The following is a 14,148-nucleotide window of genomic DNA, read 5'->3' as shown; positions in this document are numbered from 1 at the left end:
ATGCCGCTCGTCTCGATCATCACCCCGTCCTGGAACGTCGAAGGCTTCATCGAGGAGACGATCCGCTCGGTGCAGAGCCAGACCTTCGCCGACTGGGAGCTTCTGATCGCCGACGATTGCTCGACCGACCGGACGCCCGAGATCATTGCCGACATCGGCGCCAGCGACCCCCGCGTCAAGCTGATCCGCCAGCCGAAGAACGGCGGCCCNCGCTGGCGCGCCAGGCCTCGATCGACCATGCGCAGGGCCGCTACCTCGCCTTTCTCGACAGTGACGATCTGTGGCTGCCGGCCAAGCTCGAGCGCCAGCTCGCCTTCGCCCGCGAGAAGCGCGCGGCGCTGAGCTACACCGCGTTCCGCCGCATCGACGAAGCCAACACGATCGCCGGCCGGCTGATCGAGGTGCCGGCGTCGCTGAGCTACAATCAGCTTCTGAAGAACACTTCGATCGCGACGCTGACTGCGCTGGTCGACCGCGAGATCTCGGGCCCCGTCGCCATGACGAACGAGGGCTATGACGATTTCTGCCTGTGGCTTTCCATTCTCAGGCGGGGTCACGTCGCCCACGGCCTCAACGAGGATCTCGGGCGCTATCGCGTCAGAGGCTCCTCCGTCTCCAGCCGCCCGGTGCGCTCGGCCAAATGGGTCTGGAACATCTACCGCAACGTCGAACGGCTGCCGCTGCTCAAGTCGGCCTGGTGCTTCGGCCATTGGAGCGCGCGCGCCTGGCTGAAGCGCCGGGAATTTTGACGGCGCGATAGCTGCGATCGCGTGAGCCGAGCATCGCACGGCAACTGCCTGTAACGACGGAATTGAACGTTGCGACCTTGACCGGTTGCCACTAGTCTGGCCATGGGCCAAAGGGGGGCTCTGCGTGTACAATCAAGACGTTATGCGGTCGGCCGCGCGCCCCGCCGCGCAGCACCGCGCCCAAATCACCTGGGCGCTGAGCAGCCTGTTTCCCGCAGCTTTTCTGCTGCTTCTGTTTGCCCTGACGTTCTTCAGCGCGCCCGAGCATGACGATTTCTGCTTCGCGGACTTGAATGCGCGCTACGGCTTCATCCAGACCATTTCGATCTTCTACCACACGCAGTCGGGCCGGATCGTGGCCCTCTTCCTGACCCAGCTCCCGCCGGCGATCGCCGCTGCCGCGAACGTCAGCCTGCTGTCGGCCTATTCGCTGACCCTGGCCGTGAGCGCGGGCCTGTTCCTGTTCGCGACCTTTCTCGCGATGAGCCGCGCCTGGCCCCGCACCGGCGCGCTCCAATTGACCTTCCTCGCCCTGGCATTTGCGAGCGCCGTGGTCAGCGCCGCGCCGAGCCTGCGAGAACTGCTCTACTGGCTGGCCGGCCTGACCTGTTACGTTCCGCCCGCCCTCATCACCATCCTGATCCTTGGAGAGTGCATTCGGGCCCTGGACACCGAAACAGGATTTTCGTGGCTGCTCAGCCTCGGCATGGCCTTGGGCGGGCTTCTCGCCGCGATGTGCAACGAGTTCACCGGCGTCTGGCTGCTGCTGATCATGGCCGCATCATTGGCCGCGCGTCACCTCTTCGGCCAGCAGCGCCAGATCGCGCATCACGGTCTGATCGCTGTCGCAATCGCCGTCGGCTGGATCATCGTGGTGTCGGCCGGCGGCAACAGCACGCGCATGGGGCAGCTCCCGAACGCTGGGCACATCTTCTCGTCGCTGTTCGATGCGCTCCACTATTCGCTGATCGGGCTCGGCCGATTCCTTCGCGAACCGGCGGTCATCGTCTTGCTCGTCGCCGCCGGCCTCATCGCCCTGGCCGAGCGGGAACCGCCGACGCGGGCGCCCCGCAACAGCAAGCTGCTGGCGCTCGGCGCGAGCGCCATCTGCCTGGCGTGCTGCTATTTCGAATACTTCGCGCATCAATATGCGACGGGAATGCGGCTCGTCGAAAGGGCGCAGAACGAGGCGTTGATCCTGCTGCTGTTTGGAATCATGCTGAGTGTCATGCTGCTGGTCCGCGCCTATCGTCCGCAATTGCGCGAGCGGCTTTCGGCGAGCGGCTATCTCGGCCTTCTCGGGCCGGTCGCGCTGCCAACCGGTCTAGCGCTTCTCATGATCGCTTCGCTCGGCTTGAGCTCGACGGCGTCCCTGCTGCGCTGGCAGTGGCCGAGCCTCTACCCGTATTGGCGGGNCGGGAGAGCGTCGCGCGGCACGAACTCCTGACGGCGAGCCCTGAGCCGGTGGTCGCCGTTCCCAAGCACAGATGGACACCGTCGCTGCTCATGAGCGCCGACGTGACGGCCGATGCGGGCAGGTTGCCTAACGACTGTATCGCCAGATACTACCACAAGTCTGCTATATACGCCGCCGACGCTTCGCCGTGACCGTGCTGCAAGCACTTTTTTCCAGAGAACATCAACGTGAAGACAATCAGCGTTATCACGCCCTGCTATAACGAAGAGCTGAACGTCAGGGATTGCTATGAGGCAATCCGGCAGATCTTCGACACCGAGCTCAAGGGCTATCGGCGCGAGCACATTTTCTGCGACAACGCCTCCGACGACCGCACCGTGGAGATCCTGCGCGAGATCGCCGCGCACGACCCCGCGGTGAAGATCATCATCAACGCGCGCAACTTCGGACCGCTGCGCAACACCTTCAACGGCGTGATGGCATCCCGCGGCGACGCCGTGCTCTTGTTCATGCCGGCGGACCTCCAGGATCCGCCCGAACTGCTTCCCGAATTCGTTAAGCTGTGGGAAGCGGGCTACGAGATCGTCTACGGCATCCGTGCCGTGCGCGAGGAAGGGCGGCTGATGCGCGGCTTCCGCAACGCCTATTACCGCGTGCTGACCCGCTTTTCCGAGATCAAGGTGCCGCCGGGCGTGGGCGACTACCAGCTCGTCGATCGCGACGTGGTCGAGCGGATGCGGCTGGTCCGCGACGGGTATCCGTTCATGCGGATGATGACCTTCGAATGCGGCGGCCGCGCCGTCGGCGTACCGTACACCTGGCGCACGCGCAAGAAAGGACTGTCGAAAAACCGCGCCGCAGCGCTCATCGACCAGGGGCTCAATGGATTGGTCTCCTTCACGTCGGCACCGCTGCGCTTTGGCCTCTATGCAGGGTTCATCCTCTCGTTCCTGAGCATCGGTTATGCCGTCGTCAACCTGCTGCTCGGCCTCATTCTCTATCAGCGCCTTGCCGAGCCCGGCGTCCTGACCCTCATCGTCGCGATGTTCTTCTTCGGCGGCGTCCAGCTCTTCTTCATGGGAATGATCGGGGAATACATCCTGGCGATCTACGGCCAGGTCCGCGAAAAGCCCGTCGTGTTCGAACGCGAGCGCGTCAATTTCGACCCGCCGCGGCCGTAGGGCTTACGTCGCTCCCCGCTCCGCGGCCTCGTGCCAGGCAAGCGTTTCGCGCAGTCCCTGATCGAGTCCGACCGCGGGACGCCAGCCCAGAGCTTCCAGCCGCGCGACGTCCGCCGCAAGCACCATGACCTGGTCGGGCCGATACGGCACTTCGCCAAAGGCGAGCTCGCCGCGACCGATCAGGTCCCGCAGCCGCCTCACCGTATCGCGCAGCGGCGGCGCATCGGGGCTGCCCAGATTGTAGATGCCTTGCGCGGCGGGGCTTGCGAGCACGAGGCTGACGGCAGCCGCGGCATCGCTGGCATGGAGAAAGCCCCAACGCTGCTCGCAGGCCGTCAGCGCCATGCGTCCATTGGCGCGCAGGGTCCGGATCAGGCTCGGAATCAGCCAGGACTCGCCATCTCTGGGACCATAGGCCGAGAATATGCGCAGCCACGCAAAGCGCAGCCTGCGCTCGGCGCAGCGGCGCTCGGCCATCAGTCCGCTTGCGAGCTTGGCAATGCCGTAGAGCGTCGTCGGGCGCGGCACGTCGCTCTCGACGATCGCACGATCGTAAGGACCGTATTCGGCCTGCGACCCCGCGCCGACGAAGATCGTTGCACCCGCACCTGCCGCGAGATCCACCAGTTCCACGGTGTCGCCGATGTTGCGCGCCTGATCCTTGCTGTTTCGGTCGCTGTTGCCCACCCCGCGCCAGGCCATGTGCACGACGGCGTCCGGCGCGAAGGAACGAAGTCCCGCTCCGAGCGCTGCTGGATCATCCAGCGTACTCTCGACGACGGTCAGGCGTTCCAGAATGGAGGCGAGGCGCCAGGGCTTGGTGCCAGGTCTCAGCAGCACTGCAACGTCATGCCCCTGCTCGACCAGATTTTCGGCGACGTAGGAGCCCAGAAAGCCCGTGGCGCCCGTCACGAATATGCGCATCGCGATCCCGCCAATATCCTGGAGTGACCTGCCGCCGGGTCCATCCTACGCGGTTCGCAGCGAAGCCGGTCTCGGATAGTCCACGAAGCGGTTGCCTGCTGCGTACTCGCTTTCGCTGAGATAGGGAAACTGATCGTTGATGGGACGCCCCATCTCGAGCTTGGGCTCGATCAGCGTGTGTTCGCTCAGCATCACGTCGATCACGATCGGCCCTCCGGTGAACAGGGCCGGCTCGATCTGCTCCAGATGTTCGATGCGCGCGTAGCGCAATCCGTAGGCCGCCGCGAGCGCCCCGAAATCCGGAAAGCTCAGGCCGTCGCGCGAGGCGCTGTAGCGGCCCTGCATGTAGCTGTCCTGGAACTGCTTGATGATCCCGTACGATCCGTTGTTCATGACGATGATCGCGATGTCGAGATTGTTGTGCCTGACGGTCTGGAGTTCCTGTATGTTGAGATGAAATCCGCCGTCGCCGTTGTAGGAAACGACCTGCCGGTCCGGGCGGTCGAGCTTGGCTCCGATCGCGGCCGGCAGCGCATAGCCCATCGGCGAGTTGCCTCCCGGATTGAACAGGGTGTGCCGCTTCACTTTGAACGCCTGGTAGAGCCAGCACACCGCGGCGCCGGTATCGCCAATGACGATCGCATCCTCCGCGATGATCGCGTTGACGCGGCGGATCACGTCGTAGGGGGAGAGCGAGTTCAGCCGCGCCGCCGACGTGCTGACCTCCTTGTGATAGTAACGCTGCTTCATGGCGGCGACATAGTCTCGCCACTCCGGGCTCGGCGATTGGGTATCCAGCTGGCGCAACAGCTCTGGCAATTCCGCAAAATCCAGATGGCTGACGCGATAGCCGTCGTTGCGGTACTTGGCCAGTTCCTCGTTGTCGACGTCGACGACGTGGACGGTCGCGCCCGTCGCGAACTGCTTGGTGTTGCCGGAGCGTTGACGGTTGTCGAGCCGGCTGCCGAGGACGATCACAGCATCCGCGTTCTGCAACACGAAATTTGCGCCGCGATTGCCGTAGACGCCGATCTGCCCGACGAAACCCGGATGATCGTGATCGAAGTAGCTCAGGCCGGCCCAGCTCGATACGAACGGCAGGCCGCTGTGCCGCAGCCACTCCGCAACGTCCCGCTCGACGCCGGCGAGGCCCACGCCAGCACCCCACAGAACCACCGGACGCTTCGCGTCGGCCAGCGTCCGCTTCAAATCCGACAGCACTTTCGCCGCCTCCTCGGTCGCCGAGGGCGATCGGGAAGGAAGCAGCACGTCGTCTCCGACCTCGGCCTGCTGGACGTCCATGGGGACGTCGATCAGCACCGGCCCCATGCGGCCCGATGTCGCGATCGAATAGGCCTTGGCCAGTTCTTCGCGCAGCTCGGCCGCGCTCCTGACCATCACCGCGTATTTGGTGACCGGCCGTACCATCTCCACGATTTTGGTTTCCTGGAATCCGGCCTGGCGCACATTCGCCCCGTGGAATGCGCTGCTCTCGCGCTGGTTCACCTGACCGGTGATGTGCAGTGACGGGATGGAATCGAAATGAGAGGTGGCGATGCCGGTGATGAGGTTGGTCGCTCCAGGGCCGGAGGTCGCCAAGGTCACCCCAACCTTGTGATTGACGCGCCACAGCGCGTCCGCAGCCATCGCCGCGCCCTGCTCGTGCTGGAAGCAGGTGTAGTGAAGCTTCGGATGTTGCGCGATAGCATCGATCATGAACGCGCAGGCGCCGCCCGTCAGGAGAAAGACCCGATCGCTGCCGACCCGCGCGAGGAATTCCGCAATGTACTGTGCACCGTTCATCGCGTCATTCCCACACTAGGCGCCGCGGGTCTGGACGGCGCAGAAATCGCGGATCACCTGGAGCACGTAGCCGATGTGCTCGTCGCCGAGGCCCGGATAGACGCCGATCCAGAAGGTCTGGTTCATGATCGTATCGCTGTTGGCGAGCGAGCCGTGCACGCGGAAATTCCGTCCGGTCATGTAGGGTTGCCGCACCAGATTGCCGCCGAACAAGAGCCGGGTGCCGATCCCGCGTTCGTTCAAATGACGAACGATGGCGTCGCGCTTGAATGGTGCCCGCTCGCGCAGCGTCAGCACGAAGCCGAACCAGGAGGGCTCGCTGTTCGGCGTCGGCTCCGGCAGAATGAAGAACTCCTCAAGCGACTTGAGCCCGTCCTTCAACAGATCAAAATTGCGCCGTCTCGCGGCGATGAAGCCTTCGAGATGATCGAGCTGGGAAACTCCGACTGCCGCCTGCATGTCGGTGATCTTCAGATTGAAGCCGAGATGGCTGTAGATGTACTTGTGGTCATAGCCATAGGGCAGCTCGCCGAGCTGCCAGTCGAAGCGGCGCTGGCAGGTGTTGTCCTTGCCCGGTTCGCAATAACAGTCACGCCCCCAGTCGCGGAACGTCTCCATCGCGCGGCGCAAGCCCGGGTGGCTGGTGAAGACCGCGCCGCCCTCGCCCATCGTGATGTGGTGGGCCGGATAGAAGCTGAGCGTGCCGATGTCGCCGAACGTGCCGACGTGACGCCCCGAGAACGTCGCGCCCAGCGCGTCGCAGCAATCTTCGATCAACCAGAGCCGGTGCCGCCTGGCGATATCGGCGATCTTGCCGACGTCGAACGGGTTGCCGAGCGTATGCGCCACCATGATCGCGCGCGTGTTCGGCGTGATCGCCTCTTCCACGAGCTCGGGAACGATGTTGTAGGTGGGGATGTCGACGTCGACGAAGACCGGCACCATGCCCTGCGTCATTGCGGGATTGACGGTCGTCGGAAATCCGGTCGCAGCCGTGATCACCTCGCTTCCGGGGAGAACCTGCCGGTCGCGGAGCAAGGGCGAGGTCAGCGCGGAGAAGGCGATGAGATTGGCCGAGGAGCCGGAGTTGACGGTCATCGCGTAGCGGGCGCCGACGCGCGTGGCGAGCTTCTGCTGGAACTCGTCGTTGAAGCGGCCCGCGGTCAGCCAGAAATCCAGCGCGGAATCGACCAGCGACTTGACGTCGCTCGCATCGAACACGCGCCCCGATACGGGCACGGGCGATTGACCGGCGACGAACGGCTTCGGCGCATGTGCGATGGCGGAGTATTCCTCCACCAGCTCCATGATCGATGCCCTGATCTCCTCGGGGCTTCGTTGACCCGCCCGCGCGGGTGCTGGCGCCATTTTCATGTGAAGGACTTCGCGTTGACTGCGGCGGCCTGGCCGCGAGATGGTTCGGATAGCGACTGTGATGCGCCGTTCGCGACGGCGCCGTCCAGGACGAGTTCGAGCTGTTCGAGCGAGACCTGTCGCAGATCCTGGCCGCGTTGAAGCGCCTTGTACCAGTCGACGGTGAGGCCCAGCCCCTGTAGCAGGTCGAGACGCGGCGTCCAGTTCAACCGCGAGCGGGCCCGCTCGCAATCAAGCCTCAGAAAAGCCGCTTCATGCGGATGCGGACCATCATCGCTGGTCCAGCCTGCGCCATCGCCCCACAGCAACTTCAGGTGCTCCACGACGTTCCGCACCGGCTGCTCGCTCTCGGCGTTCGGACCAAAGTTCCAGCCATCGGCAAAGCTCGCATCAGTGACCAACCTCTCGACGAGGGTGAGATAGCCGAGGATAGGATCGAGCGCATGCTGCCATGGGCGCACCGAATTGGGATTGCGAATGCGCAGCGGCTGACGGTCCAGGAACGCCTGCATCGCATCCGGCACCAGGCGGTCACGCGCCCAGTCGCCGCCGCCAAACACGTTTCCCGCCCGCGCGGTCGCGATGCGCGGCGCGCCGTTCTGCGCGAAGAAGCTTCGCCGGTAGGAATGCGTCACGAGTTCCGCACAAGCCTTGCTGTTGCTGTAGGGATCGTTGCCGCCCAGGCGATCGCCTTCGCGGAAAGCGGACTGGCCACCGTCGTTCTCATAGCATTTGTCGCTGGTGACGATCAGAACGACCTTCACGGATGGCACATGCCGCGCCGCCTCCAGCACATGCACCGTTCCCATGACATTGGTCGCGAAGGTCTCGACCGGCTCGGCGTAGGAGGGCCGCACCAGGGCCTGCGCCGCCATGTGGATGATCACGTCGGGCTCGGCTTCCGACAGCGCAGCGCGCAGGCTGCCGAGATCACGGATGTCAGCAAGGCACTGCTCGATGTCCTCGGCGACCCGCGCCGCCACGAATAGCGACGATGGATGGGCCGGCGGCAAGGCGTAGCCATAGACACTGGCACCAAAGCGCCGCAGCAGCAGCGATGCCCACGCGCCCTTGAAGCCGGTGTGTCCGGTCAGGAAGACTTTCTTGCCGCGCCAGAACGCCGGATCAGTCACCAAACCCTCCACCGGGCGCGGTTGTTGGCCCACTCGTCCTCGAGATAATTTCGATCGCGCAACGTGTCCATCGGGTGCCAGAAGCCGTGATGCACGAAGGCGCGAAGCTGGTCGCCGCGGACGAGCTGCTCCATCGGCTCGCGTTCCCAGATCGTCTTGTCGCCTGCGATCAGGTCGCCGACCGACGGCGACAGCAGGAAGAAGCCGCCATTGATCCAGCCGCCGTCATCATGCGGCTTCTCCTCGAAATCGACGACCCGGTCGCCCTCGATCGCGACCGCGCCGAACCGCTTGGCTGGCCGCACCACGGAGACGGTCGCCCTGCGGCCATGGGCCTTGTGGAAGGCGATTTCGGCGGCGAGATCGATATCGGCAACGCCGTCGCCATAGGTCAGTGCGAAGAACGGTTCATCGGCGACGTAGGGCAATACCCGTTTCAGCCGGCCGCCGGTCTGAGTCTCCTCGCCGGTATCGACCAGCGTGACCCGCCATGGCTCGGCGGTTTCGCGATGCACCTCCATCCGATTCTCGGCGAGATGGAAGGTTACGTCCGACATGTGCAGGAAGTAGTTCGCGAAGTACTCCTTGATCATGTAGCCCTTGTAGCCAACGCAGATCACGAAGTCGTGGAAGCCGTAATGGCTGTAGATCTTCATGATGTGCCAGAGAATGGGCCGGCCGCCGATTTCGACCATCGGCTTCGGCCTCGTGCTGGTCTCTTCGGCGATTCGGGTTCCCAGACCTCCCGCGAGGATTACGACTTTCATCAACCTGCTCCGAACCGGAGGCCTGATCCCCTCGCGTTCCAGAGGAGCTTCTATACGAAGCGGCGGTTTCTGGAAAATTGTCTCGGCGAGGTATTTTGTTACCGTTAATGCAAAGCTATTGGCGTTTCCTCCCGTTGCCGATACCACTCTGCCGGCCCGCGCGTGACCCCACTCCGTCCCAAAACCCGTCTGGAATCGATAATGCCGTTTGAAAGCTACAAGAACAGCCGCATCCTCGTGACCGGGGGGGCCGGCTTCATCGGATCGCATCTCTGCGAGCGGCTGCTCGATGCCGGCGCCGAGGTGGTGTCCGCGGACAATTATTTCACCGGGAGCCGGCGCAACATCGCCCATCTGATCGCCAATCCGCTGTTCGAGGCGGTCAGGCATGACGTCACCTTCCCGCTCTACATCGAGGTCGACGCGATCTTCAACATGGCCTGCCCGGCCTCGCCGATTCACTACCAGCGAGATCCCGTGCAGACCACCAAGACCTCCGTGCACGGCGCCATCAACATGCTGGGGCTCGCCAAGCGGCTCAAGGCGCGCATCTTCCAGGCCTCGACCAGCGAGGTCTATGGCGACCCGCTGATCCATCCCCAGACCGAGGACTACTGGGGCAATGTCAATCCGATCGGTATCCGCTCCTGCTACGACGAGGGCAAGCGCTGCGCCGAGACGCTGTTCTTCGATTATTGGCGCCAGCATGGGCTGCCGATCAAGGTCGCGCGCATCTTCAACACCTATGGCCCGCGCATGCAGCCGAACGACGGCCGCGTGGTGTCGTCCTTCATCGTCCAGGCGCTCAAGGGCGAGCCGATCACCGTGTTCGGCGACGGCGAGCAGACCCGCTCGTTCTGCTATGTCGACGATCTCGTCGAGGCCATCATCCGCCTGATGGTGACCGAGGAGGACATCACGGGGCCGATCAACCTCGGCAACAATTCCGAGTTCACGATCCGGGAGCTCGCCGAAAAGGTCATCAAGCTCACCGGCTCGCGCTCGAAGCTGATTTTCAAGCCGCTGCCCCAGGACGACCCGAGGCAACGCCAGCCCGACCTCGCGAGGGCGAAGGCCGTGCTGAACTGGGAGCCGAAGGTCGCGCTCGAGGACGGCCTGAAGGAGACGGTCGCCTATTTCAAGCGCACGCTGGAACTGGCCTGATCACCCTTCGCCCGCAGACAACCTCCTCATCATGATCTCATCGTCCGGCTTTATCGACGACGTCCGATTCCGGCTCGAATCGAAGCCCGGCCTGGCGATCCTGGTGGCGCTCCACAGCGTCGTCACCTGCCTGTCGCTCATCAAGGTCGCAAACTATCAATCCTACATTCACTTCAGCCACGCGCACGTCTGGACTGCGGTGGCCATCGCGCTCGCCTTCTCGGCCGTATCGCTGCTGTTCGTGACCGCCCGCTTCAGCTTCGGCTATCTCGCCGGGTTCTATCTTTACACGATGATACTCGGCTTCCTGTGGATCGACGTCTTCTCGAACTACAGCTACGCGCGATTATTCGCGGGAATTTCGGCGGCGCTGTCGCTCGTGCTCCTCCTGCTGCCCGTGCTGTTCGTCCGGGCGCCGTTCAGGCAGCTCGTCATCCTGTCGCAGGCGAACTTCGAACACCTGCTCACGGCGATCATGGTGCTCTCGGCGGCAACCGTCGCGGTGGCCTCGACCTACAATTTCAGGCTGGTCACGATCGCGCACATCTACGACTATCGGGATGCCCTCGACTTCCCCGGCGCACTGCGTTACCTGATCGGCTGGACCTCCAGCACGTTGCTGCCGTTTTCTTTCGCCTGCTACTGGCTGCTCGGCTATCGCTGGCGCGCCGCGCTGGTCCTGGTGTTACTGCTGCTTTTCTACCCGATCACGCTGACCAAGTTCGCCTTCTTCACGCCGGCCTGGCTGATCGCACTCACCATCCTGACCCACTTTTTGGCCGCGCGCAGCTCGGCGATCCTGTCGATCTCCATCCCGATGCTCATCGGCCTCGTCGCGATCGCCCTGACCGACGCCAGCCTCAACAGTATCCCCGGCAGGTATTTCGACCTCGTCAACATCCGGATGATCGCGACCGCGTCGAGCGCACTCGACATCTACAATCACTTCTTCAACACCCATCCGCTGACCTCGTTCTGCCAGATCTCGGTGCTCAAGATCCTGACGCATTGCCCCTACCAGGAGCCGCTGGCGGTGATGATGCAGAACACCTACGGCTTCGGAAACCTGAATGCATCGCTGTTCGCGACCGAAGGAGTCGCGTCCGTCGGCATCTATCTCGCGCCGCTGACCGCTCTCGCATCGGGCCTCGTGCTGGCGATCGGCAATCGCGCTTCCGCAGGGCTTTCACCGCGCTTCGTCCTCGTGTCCTCAGGCGTGCTGCCACACGTCCTGCTCAACGTGCCGCTCACGGTCGCCATGGTCACTCATGGCACGGCCATCTTGTTCCTGCTCTGGTATGTGATGCCTCGCGGCATGTTGAAGGATCAGGATGCGCGAGCAGCGTCAGAGACATCGACGCCAGCGGCATAGGCGCCTGCGGCGAAACTCCGTCCGCGGTCAGTCCTGCATCTCATCGAGGAGCTGCTGCAACTGCCCCCCGTAGTGTTCCGGCGTCATCTTCAGCATCCGCTCGCGGGCTTTTGCGGTGAGCGCCCTTGCGAGTTCCTCATTTCCGACGACCTTCAGGATGGCGTCCCTGATCGCGGCAACCGACGTCGGATCGAACAACAGCGCGGCATCGCCGACCTGCTCGGGAATGCCATGGATGCCGGAGGCAATGACCGGCGTGCCGGCCAGGAAGGCCTCATAGACCGGAATGCTGATGCTCTCGAACAGGGACGGCATCACCAGCGCCGTGGCGAGCCGGTATATTGCCTGAAGCTCGTCGCGCTCGACGAACCCGACATGTACGACACTTCGGCTCAGACCCAGCCGATCCACCATGTCCATCACGGTGCGATATTCGTCGCGCTGCTTCCCCGTCAGCACGAGCTGGAGATCGGGCGCCTGCTTCAAAACCTCGCTGAAGGCCTCGATAAGGCGCAGATGGTTCTTGTGGACCCAGAACTGCGCCGGATAGAACAGGAAGCGCCGGGGCAAGTGCAGTCGTTGGCGCACCGCGTCGAGCTCGGCGTCCGATTGCACCGTCAGGAATTGGCGTTGCGGCGGCGCCGCAATGACCTTGATCCGCTCATCCGCCACATCGAACGAGCGGGCGATGTCGGCCATCACGTAGCGCGACTCGCAGATCACGCGGCGCGCGCGGCCGAGGAGCGCGGCGTAGGTCTCGCGCCGCCAGATCCGCTGCCAGGTCGAAAAGTTCTGCGGATAATAGTTCTCCTGCAGGTCGTGCAGCGTGAAGGCATACGGCTTCGCGGTGTGGAGCAAGGCCAGCGAATAGATCGGCGCGAGCAGCACATCCTCGGACGCGAAGGGATCGGACAGCCCGAGATGCAACCGGTGCGCTGCCAGCGCGGTCACTTGCTGCCAGCGCGTCTCCTCGAACGGCACGATCGGATAGCCGAGTTCGGCGAAATCCGGATTGGCGCGGTCGCCATAAAGCGTGATGTCGAAACCGGCCACGTGCTGCAGGCCGTGAAGCATCGCAAGCGTGTACTGATAGGTCCCGCCATTGTTCGGGCCTGCAAGCGCGACGACACCGAGCCTGGCGGTCACATCACGCCCATCGATTTCAGGATGTCGTTCACGTCACTGCCGATGCGCTGAACGTCCGACTTCGTCATCTCGAAGTAGGAGGGCAGGTTCAGGCCGGTTTGTGCCTTGCGGCCGGCCACGGGCAGCGCCGCCTGCTGGTACATGGGCATCGACGACATCGAGCAGAAGTAAGGCCTGGAATCGATGCCTCGCGCCTTCAGCAGCCGCATGAACTCGTCGCGCTGTGCCGCATCGAAGGAATCGACCTCGAGGCAAACCATCCAATAGGCGCTCTTCGCCCAGTTCTTCACCCGATTGAGCCGAACCTCGCTGTTCGCGCTGATGGCTTGCCGGTACCAGTCCATGATCTCGGCACGCCGGTTCAGAAATTCGTCGATCCGCTCGAGCTGGGCGACGCCGAGCGCGGCCTGCAGGTTGGTGATCCTGTAGTTGAAGCCCCGGTCCTCGTGGAAGTAGCGCCGGGTGGGACTCATCGCGTGATCGCGGAGGCGTTTGGCGCGCTGCCAGAACTCCTGATCGTCGGTGGTGAGCATTCCGCCCTCGCCCGTCGTGATCACCTTGTTACCGTAGAAGCTGAACACGCCGCATTTGCCGAGGCCTCCAACCCGGCGTCCCCTGTATTCGGCGCCATGCGCCTCGGCCGCGTCCTCGATCACGGCAATGCCGTAGGAGTCCGCGATCTCGGTCAAGGCGTCCATATCCGCGGGATGCCCGTAGAGATGCACCGGAATGATCGCCTTCGTGCGCGGCGTGATCAGCGCGCGGACGGAAGCCGGATCGAGACAGAGGGTGTCGGGATCGATGTCGGCCAGCACCGGCGTCGCGCCCGTGTAGGCAACGGCATTCGCCGTTGCAACGAAAGTGAGATCGGGAACGATGACCTCGTCGCCTTGCGTCAGGCCGAGCGTTGCGAGCGCGAGATGAAGCCCGGTCGTGCCGTTGCTGACGGCGAGCGCATAGCGTGTTCCGCAGTATTTCGCGAACTCCTCCTCGAACCGGTCGATGTACTCGCCGATCGAGGAGACCCAGCCGGAGTCCAGCGCCGCCAGAACGAGCTCTCTCTCGCGCGGTCCGATCGCGGGCTTTGAAATCGGGATGAAATTGTCTGCCATGGGAGC

11 protein-coding genes and 3 pseudogenes are annotated in these 14,148 nt (G+C 63.8%); 7 read left to right on the top strand and 7 right to left on the bottom strand.

Annotated elements, in window-relative coordinates:
- From AYJ54_RS53095 to AYJ54_RS38585, 5 genes and pseudogenes are all read left to right on the top strand, one after another.
- Nucleotides 1–209 (top strand): annotated as a pseudogene (locus AYJ54_RS53095) (glycosyltransferase family 2 protein); the annotation flags it as partial.
- Between the two features lies 1 nt (nt 210).
- On the top strand, nt 211–749 hold a 539-nt coding region (locus AYJ54_RS38595), incomplete at its 5' end, for a glycosyltransferase family 2 protein (protein ID WP_245329236.1).
- Between the two features lie 142 nt (nt 750–891).
- Nucleotides 892–2,164, top strand: a pseudogene (locus tag AYJ54_RS38590) (DUF6056 family protein); the annotation flags it as partial.
- A 1-nt stretch (nt 2,165) separates the two neighbouring features.
- A pseudogene (locus AYJ54_RS53090) lies at nt 2,166–2,357 on the top strand (DUF6056 family protein); the annotation flags it as partial.
- 36 nt (nt 2,358–2,393) lie between these two features.
- On the top strand, nt 2,394–3,347 hold the full coding sequence (locus AYJ54_RS38585) for a glycosyltransferase family 2 protein (protein WP_063707648.1): 954 nt from the start codon (nt 2,394–2,396) through the stop codon (nt 3,345–3,347).
- Nucleotides 3,348–3,350: 3 nt separating this feature from the next.
- Here AYJ54_RS38585 and AYJ54_RS38580 read toward each other — a convergent pair whose 3' ends face one another.
- Genes AYJ54_RS38580 through rfbF form a run of 5 tightly spaced genes read right to left on the bottom strand, consistent with a single transcriptional unit; the run spans nt 3,351 to nt 9,348 of the window.
- Entirely contained in the window at nt 3,351–4,271 is a 921-nt protein-coding gene (locus AYJ54_RS38580) for an NAD-dependent epimerase/dehydratase family protein (protein WP_063707645.1), read from the bottom strand.
- 45 nt (nt 4,272–4,316) lie between these two features.
- Nucleotides 4,317–6,074, bottom strand: a complete 1,758-nt coding sequence (locus AYJ54_RS38575; RefSeq protein WP_063707643.1) for a thiamine pyrophosphate-binding protein — start codon at nt 6,072–6,074, stop codon at nt 4,317–4,319.
- Nucleotides 6,075–6,089: 15 nt separating this feature from the next.
- On the bottom strand, nt 6,090–7,448 hold the full coding sequence (rfbH, locus tag AYJ54_RS38570) for a lipopolysaccharide biosynthesis protein RfbH (RefSeq protein WP_063707638.1): 1,359 nt from the start codon (nt 7,446–7,448) through the stop codon (nt 6,090–6,092).
- Entirely contained in the window at nt 7,445–8,581 is a 1,137-nt protein-coding gene (gene rfbG / locus AYJ54_RS38565; protein ID WP_063707823.1) for a CDP-glucose 4,6-dehydratase, read from the bottom strand. Before rfbG ends, rfbH begins: the two co-directional genes overlap by 4 nt.
- Entirely contained in the window at nt 8,578–9,348 is a 771-nt protein-coding gene (gene rfbF, locus AYJ54_RS38560) for a glucose-1-phosphate cytidylyltransferase (protein WP_063707635.1), read from the bottom strand. The genes rfbG and rfbF overlap by 4 nt, the downstream gene beginning before the upstream one ends.
- Before the next feature lie 201 nt (nt 9,349–9,549).
- Between rfbF and AYJ54_RS38555 the strand changes: the two genes are divergently transcribed.
- Together AYJ54_RS38555 and AYJ54_RS38550 are read left to right on the top strand one after the other, a co-directional pair.
- Complete coding sequence (locus tag AYJ54_RS38555; RefSeq protein WP_063707632.1) at nt 9,550–10,512, top strand: UDP-glucuronic acid decarboxylase family protein; 963 nt, start codon at nt 9,550–9,552, stop codon at nt 10,510–10,512.
- A gap of 31 nt (nt 10,513–10,543) precedes the next feature.
- Nucleotides 10,544–11,884, top strand: coding sequence for a hypothetical protein (locus AYJ54_RS38550; RefSeq protein ID WP_063707630.1), 1,341 nt, complete (start codon nt 10,544–10,546; stop codon nt 11,882–11,884).
- A gap of 27 nt (nt 11,885–11,911) precedes the next feature.
- On the opposite strand, the gene AYJ54_RS38545 is transcribed toward AYJ54_RS38550, so the two are convergent.
- On the bottom strand, nt 11,912–13,030 hold the full coding sequence (locus tag AYJ54_RS38545; protein WP_063707627.1) for a glycosyltransferase family 4 protein: 1,119 nt from the start codon (nt 13,028–13,030) through the stop codon (nt 11,912–11,914).
- Nucleotides 13,027–14,142: a DegT/DnrJ/EryC1/StrS family aminotransferase gene (locus tag AYJ54_RS38540; RefSeq protein ID WP_063707624.1), complete on the bottom strand. Its 1,116-nt coding sequence runs from the start codon at nt 14,140–14,142 to the stop codon at nt 13,027–13,029. Before AYJ54_RS38540 ends, AYJ54_RS38545 begins: the two co-directional genes overlap by 4 nt.
- Nucleotides 14,143–14,148: the final 6 nt, after the last annotated feature.

The sequence above is a fragment of the Bradyrhizobium centrolobii genome, assembly GCF_001641635.1.
GTDB lineage: Bacteria > Pseudomonadota > Alphaproteobacteria > Rhizobiales > Xanthobacteraceae > Bradyrhizobium > Bradyrhizobium centrolobii.
Note: the sequence above shows the minus strand (reverse complement) of the source record. Positions and strands in the feature narration are given on the sequence as shown.